This is a genomic window from Flavobacterium sp. JLP, assembly GCF_015350755.1.
Classification (GTDB): Bacteria; Bacteroidota; Bacteroidia; order Flavobacteriales; family Flavobacteriaceae; genus Flavobacterium.
Map to the genome: position 1 here is coordinate 717,490 of NZ_JADKPS010000002.1, position 17,330 is coordinate 734,819.

The 17,330-nt window shown below is 32.0% G+C and carries 14 protein-coding genes and 1 riboswitch; of the genes, 9 read left to right on the plus strand and 5 right to left on the minus strand.

Annotation, left to right across the window (positions count from 1 at the left end; all coding sequences use genetic code 11):
* Positions 1 to 31: 31 nt before the first annotated feature.
* The 4 genes from IRZ83_RS08540 to IRZ83_RS08555 form a co-directional block, all read right to left on the minus strand.
* A complete protein-coding gene (locus IRZ83_RS08540; protein ID WP_194568082.1) occupies positions 32 to 400 on the minus strand; it encodes a type II toxin-antitoxin system HigA family antitoxin in 369 nt (122 codons plus the stop codon).
* 1 nt (position 401) lies between these two features.
* Positions 402 to 698, minus strand: coding sequence for a type II toxin-antitoxin system HigB family toxin (locus tag IRZ83_RS08545; RefSeq protein ID WP_194568084.1), 297 nt, complete (start codon positions 696 to 698; stop codon positions 402 to 404).
* Between the two features lie 143 nt (positions 699 to 841).
* Entirely contained in the window at positions 842 to 1,456 is a 615-nt protein-coding gene (locus IRZ83_RS08550) for a deoxynucleoside kinase (protein WP_029271825.1), read from the minus strand.
* Complete coding sequence (locus IRZ83_RS08555; RefSeq protein WP_194568086.1) at positions 1,456 to 2,271, minus strand: hypothetical protein; 816 nt, start codon at positions 2,269 to 2,271, stop codon at positions 1,456 to 1,458. The genes IRZ83_RS08550 and IRZ83_RS08555 overlap by 1 nt, the downstream gene beginning before the upstream one ends.
* 234 nt (positions 2,272 to 2,505) lie before the next feature.
* Between IRZ83_RS08555 and IRZ83_RS08560 the strand changes: the two genes are divergently transcribed.
* The 4 genes from IRZ83_RS08560 to IRZ83_RS08575 all read left to right on the plus strand — a co-directional run bounded on the left by IRZ83_RS08560 (position 2,506) and on the right by IRZ83_RS08575 (position 10,077).
* Entirely contained in the window at positions 2,506 to 3,420 is a 915-nt protein-coding gene (locus IRZ83_RS08560) for a GLPGLI family protein (protein ID WP_194568087.1), read from the plus strand.
* Between the two features lie 28 nt (positions 3,421 to 3,448).
* Positions 3,449 to 6,136, plus strand: coding sequence for a carboxypeptidase-like regulatory domain-containing protein (locus IRZ83_RS08565; protein ID WP_194568089.1), 2,688 nt, complete (start codon positions 3,449 to 3,451; stop codon positions 6,134 to 6,136).
* 95 nt (positions 6,137 to 6,231) lie between these two features.
* Complete coding sequence (locus IRZ83_RS08570) at positions 6,232 to 8,460, plus strand: hypothetical protein (protein WP_194568091.1); 2,229 nt, start codon at positions 6,232 to 6,234, stop codon at positions 8,458 to 8,460.
* A 150-nt stretch (positions 8,461 to 8,610) separates the two neighbouring features.
* On the plus strand, positions 8,611 to 10,077 hold the full coding sequence (locus IRZ83_RS08575) for a M28 family peptidase (RefSeq protein ID WP_194568093.1): 1,467 nt from the start codon (positions 8,611 to 8,613) through the stop codon (positions 10,075 to 10,077).
* A 137-nt stretch (positions 10,078 to 10,214) separates the two neighbouring features.
* On the opposite strand, the gene metK is transcribed toward IRZ83_RS08575, so the two are convergent.
* Positions 10,215 to 11,465 (minus strand): methionine adenosyltransferase, encoded by a 1,251-nt coding sequence (gene metK, locus IRZ83_RS08580; RefSeq protein ID WP_029271831.1) that lies wholly within the window; start codon positions 11,463 to 11,465, stop codon positions 10,215 to 10,217.
* Between the two features lie 804 nt (positions 11,466 to 12,269).
* Between metK and IRZ83_RS08585 the strand changes: the two genes are divergently transcribed.
* The 5 genes from IRZ83_RS08585 to IRZ83_RS08605 all read left to right on the plus strand — a co-directional run bounded on the left by IRZ83_RS08585 (position 12,270) and on the right by IRZ83_RS08605 (position 17,330).
* On the plus strand, positions 12,270 to 12,461 hold the full coding sequence (locus tag IRZ83_RS08585; protein ID WP_194568095.1) for a hypothetical protein: 192 nt from the start codon (positions 12,270 to 12,272) through the stop codon (positions 12,459 to 12,461).
* Positions 12,462 to 12,535: 74 nt separating this feature from the next.
* A complete protein-coding gene (locus IRZ83_RS08590; RefSeq protein ID WP_194568097.1) occupies positions 12,536 to 13,837 on the plus strand; it encodes an O-acetylhomoserine aminocarboxypropyltransferase/cysteine synthase family protein in 1,302 nt (433 codons plus the stop codon).
* 235 nt (positions 13,838 to 14,072) lie between these two features.
* Positions 14,073 to 15,161, plus strand: coding sequence for an aspartate kinase (locus IRZ83_RS08595; protein ID WP_194568099.1), 1,089 nt, complete (start codon positions 14,073 to 14,075; stop codon positions 15,159 to 15,161).
* A gap of 606 nt (positions 15,162 to 15,767) precedes the next feature.
* Complete coding sequence (locus IRZ83_RS08600) at positions 15,768 to 15,971, plus strand: hypothetical protein (protein WP_029271835.1); 204 nt, start codon at positions 15,768 to 15,770, stop codon at positions 15,969 to 15,971.
* Between the two features lie 188 nt (positions 15,972 to 16,159).
* Positions 16,160 to 16,268: riboswitch (SAM riboswitch) on the plus strand.
* Positions 16,269 to 16,340: 72 nt separating this feature from the next.
* The gene (locus IRZ83_RS08605) at positions 16,341 to 17,330 is read left to right on the plus strand and encodes an alpha/beta fold hydrolase (protein WP_194568101.1); all 990 of its coding nucleotides are present in this window, start codon (positions 16,341 to 16,343) and stop codon (positions 17,328 to 17,330) included.

Here is a 17,330-nt window from a genome sequence, read left to right on the forward strand (position 1 = left end):
AAATGCCTCTAAAATTTTAGAGGCATTTTTTTTATGGGTGTAAGACATATTCTTTTATCAAAGTTGAAGCTGGGATATGTAGCGCTTCTGTTAAAATTCTTATTTGTTTTATTGTTAAGGCTCTTTTACGTTTAAAAATTTCTGAAACCCTTGAACGGCTATTTAATAGAACTCCCAAATCTGCATCTGTAAGACCATTTTGTTCCATCATAAATTTTATGGCTTCTATTGGATCAGGTTCTGGAATAGAATAATGTATTTGTTCATATTTTTCTATAAGTGTAACAAGAATATCTAATTCATCTCCTTCATCAGTATCTGGTCTAGCATTAAAAAGATTATTTACTCTTTCTAGCGCTAAATCATAATCTCTTTCAGTTTTTATTGGCCTTATATTCATCTTATAAGTTTTTAATGTCTTTTAAATTATCGTATTCGCCATGAGTTCCAATAAATAAAATATAGATAATTTGTGTGTCATAATTAATTTTGACAATCAAACGATAATGATTTCCACAAATATTAAAGATCACTTTGTTATTTCCTATAAAATCTGCTGAGCCAAAAATGGATTTCACAGCATTTGAATTTTCGAAATCATTTTTATCAAAAATTTGATACCAAGATAACAATTGTTGTTTAGCATTTGGAAAACGTTCCCAGAAATTTTGCAAAGTCCTTTTAGCTATTATTCTCATTTTGATTGGGCAAATGTAATTATTTTTTCCCAAAACGGGAAATTTATTTAAACATTGCAAAAGTAAGAAAATATTTAGATAAAAAAATACCTCTAAATTTTAGAGGCATTTTTTTATGGGTGTAAATCTGTGAAATTAGTGTTCTAAAACAATCCGTTCAATTCAGCATCAATTCTATTAATGATGTTTCCTAAATCTTCAGGATTATCAACAAAATTAATATTGTCAACATCAATAATTAATAATTTTCCTTTAGTATAAGTCTGAACCCATGCTTCGTATCTTTCGTTCAAACGGCTTAAATAATCGATAGAAATGGAGTTTTCATATTCGCGTCCGCGTTTGTGAATCTGCCCGACTAAATTTGGAATAGAACTTCTTAAATAAATCAATAAATCAGGTGCTTTTACCAAAGATTCCATCAATTCAAAAAGAGAAGTGTAATTTTCGAAATCACGGCTCGTCATCAATCCCATCGAATATAAATTGGGAGCAAAAATATACGCATCTTCATAAATCGTTCTGTCCTGAATGATTTTTTTGCCACTTTCGCGAATTTGCAATACTTGACGGAAACGGCTGTTCAAGAAATAAATCTGTAAGTTAAATGACCAGCGTTCCATTTGATGGTAAAAGTCATCTAAGTACGGATTGTCAACAACATCTTCATAATGGGGTTCCCATTTAAAGTGTTTGGCCAATAATTTAGTTAAAGTTGTTTTCCCTGCGCCTATATTTCCTGCTATTGCTATGTGCATTACGGTGTTACGATTTTATAATTGGTGATTTCTTTAGCTGTAAAAATAGATAAAATTTGGTCTTTGTAGCAGAAATTATCAAACGATTTTTCTAAAATTTCAATTTCAGAAATTGTGTTTGAATTTGTGTCAGTAATGTCTTTAAAATATAATAAATTACCTTTTCTAAAAATGTATTGATGCGGATTAATAATTTCGATTTTGTCAAAATCAGCTGCTTTTCCCAAAGCTGTGATCTTTCCGAAAATATCACACGAAAACCAGTTGTTTTTTTTATCTATCCAATAAAAGGTATTAAAGTCGGTCTGATAATATTTTATAGCTTCTGTCAACGGATTAGAAATTGTTTTGTATTCGTTTTTTAAATAATCAAAAAGCCCTATTTGCTGGTTCAAAGTATTATAAATCCATAATTGATTTTGAGTCGACATTCCGATCGCGCTAACAACAATTGGAGTTGTATTTTGAGAGAAATTAATCTCTGTAATTTTATTTAACTGATTATCGAGTAACAAAACGGTATTAAAGGCGTCATAGTATAATACGATTTTAAGCGGATTTTGAAGATCAACTTTTGTAATATTTCCTAAAGAGACATTTTTGTATTCAAAAACTTCTTTTTCCTTAATTTTACTAAAGACATTGTTTTTTATCTGATAAGAATAACCAAATGAATCATAGCCTAAAAATGTATCGGCATTGATCTCAAAATGAGAAATTGGCTTTGGATTTATTTTTAAATTCTGAGCAAAAGCTCCAGAGAAAGATCCGGCAATGAAAAAGAAAAGTAAAAGTTTAAGTGCCGTTTTGGTCATAAGATCTTGGTTTCAAGAGAGCCAAATTACAAAAAACAACAGTACAAATTGTGTAAAAAAGAGAGATTTAACCGGCACAGCGATTTAAACCTTTCGAAAACGTAATAGTCTAAATAATATCCAGTTTTGTCTATATGTTGACGAGACTCATATATTTAATTTTTAGTATTTTAAAATTAATAATACATTTGAGTGTAAATTTTATTGGATTTACTCAATTCTAAAGAAAACAAAATGAAAAAAGTAATTTTTTACATGTCTTTAATGCTCGTATTTACTCAAGTGCAGGCACAGAAAGATTTTCAGGGAATGGCTGTTTATGAGTCAAAAACACAAGCGCCTAAATTTGAGGGAATGCGTGCCAATAGAGATATTACGCCTGAAATGCAGAAAAGCATGGAAGAGCGTATGAAAAAAATGCTGGAGAAAACGTTTGTTTTAAATTTTGACAAATCAGCATCTATTTATAAAGAAGAAGAAAAGTTAGATGCTCCAGGACAGCAAGGCGGAGGAATGCGAATTATGATGAACTCTTTTATGGGAGGTGGAGGCACTTTTTATAAAGATGTAAAAAGCAAATCGTATACTGTTGACAAAGAATTTATGGGCAAAGAGTTTTTAGTTATAGATTCTCTTCCAAAACTAAATTGGAAATTAGAATCTGAAACCAAGCAAATTGGCGGTTATACTTGCTACAAAGCAACGGCAGTAAAAGAAGCCAGCAAAACCGACTTTAGAAATCTCAGACCTAAAAATGATGACGATAAAAAGTCTGAAGATAAAAAAGACGATGCCAAAAAAACTTCAGGAGATACTAAAACGAACTTTCAGGATAATTTTGAAATGCCTAAAGAAATCGTCATAACGGCTTGGTATTCGCCAGAAATTCCAGTGAATCAAGGTCCAGAAAATTATTGGGGTTTGCCAGGTTTAATTTTAGAAGTTAACGATGGAAGAACCACTATCTTATGTTCGAAAATTGTTTTGAATGCTAAAGATAAAGTTGAAATAAAAGCACCAACAAAAGGAAAAGTAATTTCTCAGAAAGACTATGACGAAACGGTAATTAAAAAAATGGAAGAGTTTAGAGAGATGAACCGCGGTCGTGAAGGCGCTCCTGGCGGTGGTCCGGTAATGATCAGACGCTAATTTAATTCACCATCTTTAGATTTCTCCAATGAAAAATATACTTCTTTTTGTCATTTTATTAATGACCTCTATTTCCTTTGCCCAAAGTGTCCGTTTTGATGGTTTTATTCAGGACGAACAAAAAAATCCGTTAGAGATGGCCAATATTATGGCAGTCAACAACGGCACAAAAGCAATGGATTCGTATGGGATTACCAATGATAAAGGAAAATTTCAGCTTACTTTAAAACCCAATACTTCTTATACTGTTAAGGTGAGTTATCTTGGAATGAAATCGAAAGAAATTGCGATTTCTACAAAGACTGAAAACATGGTTCAAAACATTGTCATGGATGGTTCTGGAATCGAGCTTGAAGGGGTTGAAATTGTTCGCGAAATGCCAGTTTCTATAAAAGGCGATACCATTGTTTATAATGCGGATTCATTTAAATCTGGTACAGAAAAAAAACTGGAAGATGTACTGAAAAAATTGCCAGGAGTTGAAGTAAATGCTGATGGAGAAATAGAAGTTGAAGGTAAAAAAGTCAGTAAATTAATGGTCGAAGGAAAAGATTTTTTTGACGGAGACACTAAATTAGGCGTAAAAAATATTCCCGCAGATGCTATTGATAAAATTCAGGTTTTAAGAAACTACAACGAAGTTGGCGCACTAAAAGGTTTAGAAAACGATCAAGATAATGTTGCTATGAACATCAAGCTGAAAGAGGGTAAAAAGAACTTTTGGTTTGGAGATATGACAGCCGGAATTGGAGTTGCAGAGCTGGACAGCCGTTATATAATCAATCCAAAATTATTTTATTACAGTCCAAAATACAGTATTAATTTAATTACGAATTTTAATAATATTGGAGAATTGCCTCTAACCGCGCAAGATTATTTTAAGTTTACAGGCGGTTTTAAAAATATGATGAAAAAAGGCGGAAGCAATTTTAATGTTTCATCTAATGATTTGGGAATTTCAATTTTAAGAAACAATCGCGCTAAAGAAATCGAAACTAAATTTGGCGCAACTAATTTTGCTTATTCGGTTAACAAAGCTTGGAATATTAGTGGTTTCGGAATTCTTTCAACTTCAAAAACAGATCTGGAAACTAAGTCTCAGACCACGATTTTAGATTCTGGAGATCAGCAAAAACGAGATGAATTAACACATCAGAAAAACAATTTAGGTCTTTTTAAATTGAGTTCGACGTATAAGCCAAATGATAAATTTCAGTTTGATTATGATATCTTAACCAAATTATCCAAACAAAATGAAGATACTGATTTACTTCGCGAATCTGTTGTAAATACTATTTCTGCTGTCGAAACCATTTTGACAAATAAAAAACAAGATCCAACTTCTGTTAATCAAAACCTTAGTCTGTATTATACACAAAGCGATAAAAATATTTTTGCTTTTGAAATGCAGCATTTATATCAAGATGAAAATCCGTTTTATAATGCCAATTTGAGATCACAGCCTTTTGATTTGTCGGGTTATATTTCAGGTCAAAACCGAAATGATTTAAATCAGGATCGATTCGTAAAAACCAATAAACTAGATGCAAAACTGGATTATTATTATATGGTAACACCAAAAAGCAATTTCAATATTACTTTAGGAAATACCTATTCGTATCAGGATTTTAATTCTCATATTTTCCAGATGTTGGATAACGGAGATAGAAATGATCTAAATTCAGCTGAAAATAATAATCGCGTAAATTATAATTTTAATGATGTTTTCTTAGGTTTTCATTATAAAATCTTGACGGGTAAATTTACTTTGACTCCGGGTGTAAGCCTGCATTCGTATGCCATGACAAATGCCCAATTAGGAACAGATTATTCGCAGAATTTTACAAAAGTGCTTCCTGATTTTTTTGCCTTGTATCAAATTAAAAAATCAGAAACCTTAACCTATAATTTTTCTTTGTCTAACGATTTTACAGATGTGAATCAATTAGCGGCAGGTTACGTTTTGTCTGATTACAGCAGTTTGTTTAGAGGAAACCGCTTTCTAGAAAATGCGACTTCGCAGGTGCATTCGCTGCGTTACTTTAAGTACAATATGTTCAATTTTGAAAACATTTTTGCCAACGCAACATATACTAAAAAAGTAGATGCCATTAAAACAAAGGCTGATTTTACAGGAATTAATCAATCATCAACTCCTTATAATTCAAATCTTGCAGATGAGACTTTTACCGGGATGGGAAGTTACGGACGTTCTTTTTTAAAGAATTATAAAGCTTCTGCAGTTGCAAGTTTCAATTGGTCGAAATTCAATAACATCCAGAACAATGTTTTGGCAACTACAGAAAGTTTTGTTCAGAGTTATACTGTGAGAGCCTCTACAAATTATAAAAACTTTCCAAATCTAGAAGTTGGTTACAATGCGTTAATCAATAAATACAGCGGTTCGACTTATTATACAGACAAACCTTTTGCGCGATTAGATTATTATTTCTGGAACAGCTTTTCGTTTGTTTCAGAATATGAATTTTACCATTATTATAATAGTAATAAAACGGTGGACAATGAATATGATTTTTTAAGTGCTAGTTTAATTTATCAAAAAAAGGACAGCAAATGGGAGTATAAAGTCTCGGCTACTAATCTTTTAAATACCACTTATTTAAACGATGACAGTTTCTCGCAGTTTTCTACACGAGTTTCACAATATACTGTACAGCCACGTTACATTATCTTTTCGATGAAATATAATTTATAGCATATATTAAGTATCTATTTTGGATTTTAAGGCAGCCGATTTCGGTAATAATCGAATATCTTTGCGTTTAATATTAACAAGCCAAAATTTACATTATGCGTAATTATATATGCAATTTCTTATTGTTTTTTTGTGTGACATTTATGTCATTTTCTCAAACAAAAGGCATTCAAAAAGGAACTTATCTATCGTCAAATAAAGGTCAGAAAATCAAATTAAATTTATTAGACAATAATAAATATGAACTCGTTTTTTATTCTGGCGATTATGAAATTAAAGGAGATTCGCTTTCATTTAGCCAAAAAGTAAAACCGGCAACTGCTTTTGATCTTGCTTTTAAAAAAGATAAAAAAGCACAAAAAATCAAAGTAAACTTTTTAGACCCTTCTTATTACTCGTTTTATATCGGAACTCAAAACGGTTCTGAGTCTGTTGAATATCAAAGAATTTCAGATATTAAAACGAAAGTAGATCCGGATTGGCTAAAAGCAGATCTAGAATTCGAAATTAATAAAGCAGACTTTTTATACTTGGTTTATGAAGATTATAACGGACAAAGCAAACTATCTAAATTTGCATTGCCAAAAGATGTATCAGAAATAACTATTAAATATGAACTTGATGCTTTAAGCGATTTAAATCTTTCAGGTTATTATGACAGGAAAACAAATGAGTTGAAAATTTCTGAGCAATCAGGAAAAAATCCGATTACTTTCTTAAATGAAAAAGATTCAAAACCTGATGAAAATCCAACGGTAACAGCACTTGAAAGTCAAACCATTTCAAACTGGACTTATCCAGGAAAAGAACCTTTAGTTACCGAAAATTTTGGAGCAGATGTTATTGTTGACACTACTGATACTTATGCAGTCGCTAAATTTGATTTTAAATTTAAAATCGAAAATAATTTAAAAAGTGCGTTAGCCGCAACTAAGAATGCTAAAACTAAGTTTTTGGTAATCTATACGGACAGTAAAAATCCTGCTGCAAAAACTGATTTTGATACCGTAGTAAAAGATCTTGAAACACAGGTTGGATATTATATGTATGATGCTTATAATCCTCAATATGATATTTTTAATTATTATTTGGCGACAGCCGATGATAAAAAATGGCTTAAAGCCAATAAAATATCAGATAATCCAAGTTTGATCATTCTGAACGCAAACGGAGATATTTTAGCGACTGCAAAATCGAATTTATTAGATAAAAAATCAGATTTCACTTATTATGATGAATTTTCAAAAAAGCTGCAAAGAGCAAATGCCTTTTCTGGTGTTGATAAAGTATTAAAAAACAAAAAAGCAACAGATAAAGATCTTATTTCAGCTTTTTACCAAGCTTCTGTACTCGACATACCATATGATTATGAAACAACAGATGCCGTTGCAGAAGAAGTAAATCCTGCAGATTTTAAGGTTGCAAAAGTTACCTTAGATAAAAAAGAAGTGGCTCAAATCTGGAAAAAATTAATTGAAACGCATCAGAAAGATACACAGCCTAATAGAGAATTAGTAGAAACAATTTTAAGAGAAATAAAAAACGTAGGTTTTTCTAAACAGTTTTTTAATGAAGAGCGTATTTTTAATGATACTGATTTCTTGGCGATTGACTATCTTTTAAAGCATTACGATGCTATCGAAAAAATGAACATAGAAGATGAAAACGGAAATGCATTAGTTTTATTAAAAGGAAGTTTGAGCAGCGAAATTGCAGCTGCTTTACAGCAAAATGGTTATTTGTCAAAAGATGGCGTAACAGGAAAAGCAAATCAGAATAAAATAATTTCGATTTACAAAAAATTAATTGCGACAGGAAAGGGAAGTTTTGATTGCTATAAAAATTATTTTGAATACCTGAGTGCAGAAAGCGAAAACTCTATCGACGATATAGCTTATTTAAAAGAGTTTAAATCGTATTTTGATACCTATTTATCAACTGAAAAAGGAAATGCAATTGAAAGACTAGATGAGATGTTTGCGACTTTAGATACGGATTCTGATTATTCTTATAACGGATGGAATTCATTTAAAGACTACCACTCAAATTTAGCAAACTCAACAGCGTGGTTGACAGTTTTGAAACCTGCTAATTCAAGTTTTATAAAAGATGCCATTACTTGGTCTGAATACAGTTTGGTTGTAACTAAAAATAATCCTTATTATTTAGACACTTTAGGTCAATTATATTATAAAGACGGGCAAAAAGAAAAAGCAATTCAAGCACAAACATTAGCTGTTAAATATTTAAGTGCTGATGTTGAAGAAGAAACTGCAAATGAAATAAGAGAAACTTTAAGCAAAATGCAAAACGGAACTTATTAAAAGATTTTTAAAATTATAGAAAATGACTGTCGGTTCCGGCAGTCATTTTTGTTTTTAGTCAAGTAGGTTTATAGATTTTATCAATTTAAGCGAAATGAAGACTAGATTTTCTTGATAAATTAGTAAGTTTGAAAGACTAAATTAAAACGTATGAAAAATAAATTAATCCTCATTTTGATTGCTTACAGCGGAGTAGTTTTTTCGCAGGCAATTAAGAAACCATTAGTTTCAGCTATTACTGATAAAGATCTTAGAACAGATATGTACCAAATGGCGGGTGACCATTTTAACGGTCGTGAGGCAGGAACTTTAGATGAATTAAAAGTATCGATGTGGCTGGCAAATAAAGCAAAAGAAGCCGGAATGACTCCAGCAGGTGATGACGGAACATATTTTCAATTTTTTGATATGTACAGGCATCAAGTTACAGCCAATACAACTTTTAAAATCGGACAAAAAGAATATAAGCTATGGAAGGAAGTTTTGGTTGCAGAAACTACTAATATAAAAGTTGAAGGTTCTCTAGTATATTTAGGTGCAGCTACAAAAGAGCAGATTGAAAAATCAGATGTTAAAGGAAAAGTAGTTGTCTTGCTGGCTTCTAAAGAAGGAATAGCTGATGATATTTCGCTTTTTGATAGAAGATATCCAGGTTTGGTTCGAAATAAATACTACGACCTTGTAGTAAAAAAAGGAGCTGTAGCACTTATTATGGTTGCTGATGAATTGGCAGAACAAAGCTGGTCTCAAGTCGAACCGCAAATGACTAGAGGTATTTACGGAATCGAAGGTTTCCGCGATAAAATTGGGTCTACGATGCCTGTTTTTTGGGTTCACGGAGATCAACTAGAGTATTTAAAAAACACTAAAGATGTTTTGTCTGCAGAAGTAGTTTCAGAATCGTATAAATATCCATCAGTAAATATAGTAGGGACAATAGCAGGAACTGATCCGAAATTGAAAAACGAATACGTACTTTTCAGCGGTCACCAAGATCATGATGGCGTAAGACAAAAATATGGCAAAGATTCTATTTATAATGGAGCAGATGACAACGCAAGTACTTGTGTGGCGATGTTAGCAATTGCAAGAGCATATAAAAAACAACCTGGAAAAAGAACAGCTTTGTTTGTATTTCATGGTTCTGAAGAAAGAGGATTGTTAGGTTCAAGATGGTATGCAGCGCATTCTACTGTTCCAGAAAAGGATATTGTTGCTGTTTTAAACGGAGACATGATTGGAAGAAACAATGTAAATCAGGCGGCTTTATTGGGTTCTAGTTCGCCTCATGAAAATTCTTCAGACCTAGTTGCTATTGCCAAAAAAGCAAATGACGAAGGTCCTAAATTTGATTTAGATAAACTTTGGGACAGACCAGAACATCCGGAGTATTTTTACTTCCGTTCAGATCACCTGCCATATGCGCGAAGAGGAATTCCTTCTGTGTTTTTTACTAGTGTTTTGCACAGTCAATATCATACTCCAATGGATGAAGCAGAAAATATCGATTACGTAAAACTGCACAAAATGACAGAATGGATGTATCGCACCGGATGGATTTTATCAAATGATGCAAGTCGTCCTAAAACATTGCCAAATGTACAATTGGAAAGATAAAAAGTTGTCTTTATTAAATAAAAAAACCGATTTCTAATTTCAGAAATCGGTTTTTTTTTATGTTTAATTGTATTGTAAGTAATTGTCAAAAAAATCTAACAATCTAAAAGTTAGTCTAATAGTCTAACAATCTAAATTTACAATCCAAATTCAGCTTTTACTTTGTCAACAAAATCAAGTTTTTCCCAAGTAAACAATTCAACAGTTACTGTTTTTTCATGTCCGCCTGGAGCGAAGAAAGTTTTAGTAACAACTTCTGGTGTACGTCCCATGTGTCCGTAAGCAGCAGTTTCGCTGTAAATTGGGTTTCTTAATTTTAATCTTTGCTCAATAAAGTAAGGACGCATATCAAAAAGAGCTTCTACTTTTTTAGCGATTTCACCGTTTGTTAAGTTAACTTTAGAAGTTCCGTAAGTTTCAATGAAGATTCCCATTGGCTGAGCAACTCCAATTGCATAAGAAACTTGTACTAAGATTTCATCAGCAACACCTGCAGCAACTAAGTTTTTAGCGATATGACGTGTAGCATACGCAGCACTTCTATCTACTTTACTTGGATCTTTTCCTGAGAATGCACCACCACCGTGAGCACCTTTTCCACCGTAAGTATCAACAATAATTTTTCTTCCTGTTAAACCTGTATCTCCGTGAGGTCCTCCAATAACGAATTTTCCTGTTGGGTTAATGTGATAATTGATTTTATCATTGAATAAATGAGCGTGAGCTGGATTTTTAGCAATGATTCTTGGAATCAAGATTTCAACAATATCTTTTTTAATTTTAGCCAACATTGTAGCTTCTTCATCAAAATCATCATGTTGAGTAGAGATAACAATCGCATCGATACGAGTTGGCTTGTTATCGTCGCTGTATTCTAAAGTTACCTGAGACTTAGCATCTGGACGTAAATAAGTAATTTCCTTATTTTCGCGTCTTAAAATTGCTAATTCTTGTAATAATTTATGAGATAAATCAAGTGCTAGAGGCATGTAGTTTTCAGTTTCGTTAGTTGCGTAACCAAACATCATTCCTTGATCTCCTGCACCTTGCTCTTCTGGCTTAGCTCTGTCAACACCTTGGTTAATATCAGCTGATTGTTCGTGAATTGCTGATAAAATTCCACAAGAATTTGCCTCAAACATATACTCGCTTTTTGTATATCCGATTTTACGGATTACTTCGCGCGCAATTTGCTGCACATCTAGATAAGTATTCGATTTTACTTCACCTGCTAAAATTACCTGACCAGTTGTAACTAGAGTTTCACAAGCTACTTTTGAATCAGCGTCAAATGCCAAAAAGTTATCAATTAATGCATCCGAAATTTGATCTGCAACTTTGTCTGGATGCCCTTCACTAACAGATTCTGACGTAAATAAATAAGCCATAATAATTTATTAAATTAAAATTAAGCGAGGAGAAATAATTGCTAAAAAGGGCTAAAGGAGAGTTTCTGCTTTAGCATTTTTTACTGCTGAAAGTAAATCTTCAGCATTCATAACGAACCGTTTCATTATGAAGAGGTTGCAATCAGTTCAAATTTTTCCTCTGTATTCGCGTGCAAAGGTATAAAACCATTTTGATTTCCAAATTAAAGTTCTGCTTTTTTTAATTTTATAAGCATAAATTTAACAAAACATACTAAATTGATAGGGTAATAGAAATTATTTTCGATTTTCTTTGGTCAATTAAAAAATAGTTTGCAAATTTGCCTCATCTAATAAAAAGAAACAATGAAATTAACAATTTGCAATATGTCTTGTATGATGCCGGAATCTTCCGCAGAGACACTATTGTAGTTTGTTTTCAAAACATATTTATATAGAACCTCTGCATTTTGCAGAGGTTTTTTTTTATTCAAAAATGAAATAAAACTGAATTATTAAGCCTACTATTTTTTTTGAATGAATAAAAAGCCTTTAAATGTTAAATTATAATTTTTGATTTGGTAGTTCAATAAATATTATTACATTTATCCTATCAAATTAGTCGAGTTTAAAAAAGAATTAAAATAATAAAATGAAAACAATAGCTAAAAAAAAAATGATGTGTTGTGAGATGATGCAAATGTGCATCCCAATTAGCTGTTGCCAAAAGTGAAAGATAGAATCTTTGTTATAGTTAGAACTATAAGCCCTTTTGGTAGCCATCCGAAAGGGCTTTTTTTATTTCAACATTTTAAATTTTAAAACATGAATACATTAGATATAAATACAATCGCATTTCAGTACTTATTGAGAACAGATTCTCAAAAAAACCAAGATAAAATGGAAGAACCAACAAGTGAAGTTGGAAATTATGATCCTGAGAAAAATATAAAAGGTCAAAAATCTTTATTGTTTCATATGTATAATCTCGAAGAAGAAGATCTATATGTTAGATAATCTCAAATTTCAATTCAAAAATCATTTCAATAACAATATATAATAGTATTAACAGTATCTAAAACTAAGAAATCATGAGCACACAAAAATTCGCAACAAATGCACTACACGCAGGACACGACGTTACTAAAAATTCAGGAACTAGAGCAGTGCCAATTTACCAGACATCATCATACGTTTTTAATAATTCAGATCATGCCGCCAATTTATTTGGTCTTGCAGAAGCTGGATTTATTTATACGAGATTAAATAATCCAACAAACGATGTTTTAGAACAACGGCTTGCAGCGCTTGAAGGCGGTATTGGAGCGGTAGTTACGGCTTCTGGAGCTTCGGCAATTTCGACTACTTTTTTGACTTTGCTAAAGGCGGGTGATCATATTGTGGCTTCAAATAGTTTATATGGAGGAACTTATAATCTTTTAAAAGTAACTTTGCCTCGTTTAGGAATTACAACCACTTTTGTAGATCCTTCAAAACCAGAAAATTTTACAAAAGCAGCTAAAGAAAATACAAGAGCTTTCTTTGTTGAATCTTTAGGAAATCCAAAATTAGATGTTTTAGACTTGAAAGGAATTTCGGCGGAAGCCAAAAACTTTAAAGTACCGTTTATTGTAGACAATACGGTTGCTACTCCTTATTTATTGAATCCGATTGAGCACGGAGCCAATATTGTAATTCATTCCTTAACTAAATATATTTCCGGAAACGGAACTTCATTAGGTGGTGTTATTATTGATGCCGGAACTTTTGACTGGTCGAACGGAAAATTTCCTGAATTTACAGAACCTTCAGCAGGTTATCACGGATTAGTTTATCACGAAGCCTTAGGAAATGCTGCTTTTATTGCGAAAGCAAGAATCGAAGGTTTGCGTGATTTTGGTGCGGCTTTGAGTCCGTTTAATGCTTTTCAAATCATTCAGGGATTAGAAACTTTGCCAATCAGAATTAAGAAACACAGCGAAAATGCTTTGGCTTTAGCCGAATGGTTAGAGAAACAAGAAGAAGTAGTCTGGGTAAATTATCCGGGTTTAAAATCAAGTAAATATTACGATTTAGCACAGCAATATCTGCCAGAAGGTAAAAGCGGCATTATCACTTTTGGATTAAAAGGCGGTTTTGAAGCGGCTAAAAAAGTAGTAGATGAAACGAAATTATTTTCACTGTTGGCCAATATTGGCGATACAAAATCGCTAATTATTCATCCCGCAAGCACAACACACCAGCAATTGTCTGATGATGAACAATTAGAAACTGGAGTTTCAAAAGATTTGGTCCGACTTTCTGTAGGTATCGAAGATATTGAAGATTTAATTGCTGACCTGCAAACTGTTTTTGCAAGCGTTACACAATCGCAATACAGTATAAAAAATTAGGTTTTTTTGTTTTTTGTTTGAAAAATTGCCTTTAGCAATGTGGTGTTGCTAGGGGTGATTTTTTATGAAAAAACGTTTAGCATAAATATTTCACCATAAGTAATGTAAGTTCATTTTAGTAAAGCGCATTGTATTACAGACACATTGAAATCCGCCTAAGTGTCAAATATTATAGATGAGATTATTAAATGAACTTATAGTACTTATATGGTGGAAAAAATTAAAAATTAAAATTATGTCAAAGCTTAAAATAAATATCATCCTTTTCGGAATTGGAAATATCGGAAGCACTTTAATCAATCAGATTATCGAAAGTCAGGAATTTTTTCTTCAAAGTAAAAATATCGATTTTCATTTTCCGATAATTACTAATTCTACGGTCGCTTTTTTCGAGAAAGAAGGCGTTGGATATGCTTGGGAAACCAATTTTAGAGAATTAGCTGTTCCTTTTAAAGTAGAAGATATTGTTGAATTTGCAAAGGAAAACGAATTCGAAAATTTAATTGCAGTCGATGCTACCGCAAGCGACGAACTGATTGGGCATTACAACACATTGATTCAAAACGGCTTTAATATTGTAGCGGTAAACAAAAAAGCCAATACATTGCCACTTAGTCTTTATAAAGAAATAAGAGAGAATCTAAAAAAATACGACAAAGAGTTTTTGTATGAAACCTCGGTAGATACAGGTTTTCCCGTTTTGCAAACGATAAGAGATTTGTATTATTCGGGCGAAAAGATTACAAAAATCAGAGGTGTTTTTTCAGATAATCTGAGTTATGTTTTTAACCGATTTTCTTCTGAAGAAACTTCTTTTTCTTCTGTTTTAAAAGATGCTAGTCTGCTTGGTTTAATGCGTGCTACTTTCAAAGAAGATTTATCCGGAAACGATACGGCGAAAAAACTGCTTATTTTAACGAGGGAAATTGGGAGGGATTTTGAACTTTCAGATATAAAAATCAATTCTATTATAAATCAGGAGCATTTAGAGAAAAACGGAATACTTAATAAAGAAGCAATAGACCGGTATTTTAAAATCGCAAAAATCACTCAAGCCGACAATCATGTTTTGAGATATGTAGGAGAATTTGATATTGAGCGAAATTTATTAGAAGTCAAATTAGTTTCAGAACCTATTACATCTGCAATCGGACAATTGAAAGGTTCAGATTCTATTTTTGAGATTTATACACAATCGTATGCGGCGGTTCCAATTGTAATTCAGAGCGCATCACCATGCAAGCAGGCTATTTCGAGAGGAATTATAACAGACATTTTAAAAGTAGCTGAAAAAATAAAAAATAAAGAAACGATTTGGCTGTAGTGGATTTATATTAGTTAGTTCTTTGATATTTTGAAACAGAAAAATTATGATTTTATTTGTAGGTTTAAGCCTATAAATAGTAAAAATGACTTTTTGTAAGATGTTTTTTAACGTTTAAATCATGTTTTTTAACGTTTTTTGTAATTAATTGCTTGATAGTCACTTGGATTATTGAAAAAATATTCGCACATTTGTAATACCTAAAAACTACCAAAAACAAATTTAGTTATCTAATAATAGTTATGCAGATCGAATAAACAGTTGACTATAATATTATTTCTTAGATTTTTTGAAAAGAATAAAAAGTAAGAATGTGTCAAGAGTTTCGAGAAGCTTATTAAAAATATAAAAATGCAAAATTTTTTAAAAATAGCAAGTAAATCACAGATGAATAAATCCCTACAGATGAACATGAACAAGATGTTTAATGTCGCACTTATTTGTGTACGCGTCTGTTGATACTAAAAGTATATGTAAGTTTTAAAAACTTAAACCCTTTTGGTATTAAAACCCAAAAGGGTTTTTTTATTTCATTAGGTTACCATAACAAAAAAACAAAGAAAAAATAAAGATTATAAAACGCTAACAAACTTAAACTTAAATATTATGAGCACATTAAACTACATAACCAAAACGTTTTCTACATTGAAAAACTTAAGAACGAAAAGAAACAATCCGCCACCGCCAACAAATGAATTGGTACATCCAAGATTTGGAATAACGGAAACGGATAAAAAAGAAATTAAAAAAGAACCAAATTCTTTATTGTTTTTGATGTATTCAAAAGAAAATGAAACACTTTTTATCTAACTCAAAAAGTATTATAAAATAAGGGTAAACCTGCTTAATTTTACTGAGCAAATTGTTCGGTAATTTTTTGCGTACATTAGTTTTGGTTTGAATTATGTTCAGCAAATTCCGGAATCAGTTTCGATAAAATTTGTTTGTTTAAGAAATTAGTAGTTAATTTGCACCTTTAAGTTCAAAAACGTATTGAAATGTTATAAAGAAAGGACGAGGGATTAGACCCGATGAATCCTTAGCAACCCTTCGCTAAAGCGAAGAAGGTGCTGCATTCTACCACGCCCAAACGTGGAAAGATAACAACAAGAATTTTTCTAGTTTCACTCTAGACTTTTCTTTCTAATATTTCCACATACAAATCAATTAATAAAAGATTTGAAATTGGAAAATATACCAAGTCCCATTATAATTCAAGATTTCATCACAGAAAGTGGTGCACTATATCCGTTAGTACCCTTAAGTTTTACACTTTCTGGTTTGCCGTTGCACAGTGCTCCAATCGTTTTGGTCAACCATGCCTTAACAGGAAACGCTCAGGTTACAGGCGAAAATGGGTGGTGGAACGACTTAATTGGCGACGGAAAAACAATTGATACAAGCAAGTACACCATTTTGGCATTTAATATTCCAGGAAACGGAAATGATTCATTTATAGTTGAAAATTACCAAGATTTTACAGCTAGAGATGTTGCGCGCATTTTCATAAAAGGAGTTAAAGCTTTAAATATTGAGCAGTTGTTTGCTATAATCGGCGGTTCTGTGGGTGGCGGTATCGCTTGGGAAATCTTGGCTTTGGAACCCAACATTGCCGAAAATTTAATTCCGATTGCAACCGACTGGAAATCGACCGACTGGATGATTGCAAATTGCTTTTTACAGGAACAAATCCTGAACAATTCCTCTAAACCAATAGAAGATGCAAGAATTCATGCAATGTTGTGTTACCGTTCTCCTGAATCATTCAAAGAAAAATTTAAACGAACCATTAACCAAGATCTTTTGATTTTTAATATCGAAAGCTGGCTGGCGCATCATGGTAAAAAATTACAAAAAAGATATCAATTGTCATCTTATAAATTGATGAATCAATTGCTAAAAACCATAGACATAACTCGAAATAGTGATGATTTCGAAACCTTATTGTCGAAAACAACTGCATCGATTCATATTATCGGAATCAATTCGGATTTGTTTTTTACACCAAAAGAAAACCTGGAAACTTTTCAGGAATTAAAGAAATTTAAAGAAAATGTTTTTTACAGCGAAATAGATTCGGTTCACGGACATGACGCTTTTTTAATCGAGTACAAACAATTAGATCATTTACTTGCCGATATTTTTAAGGCAGAAACAATAGCAAAATAA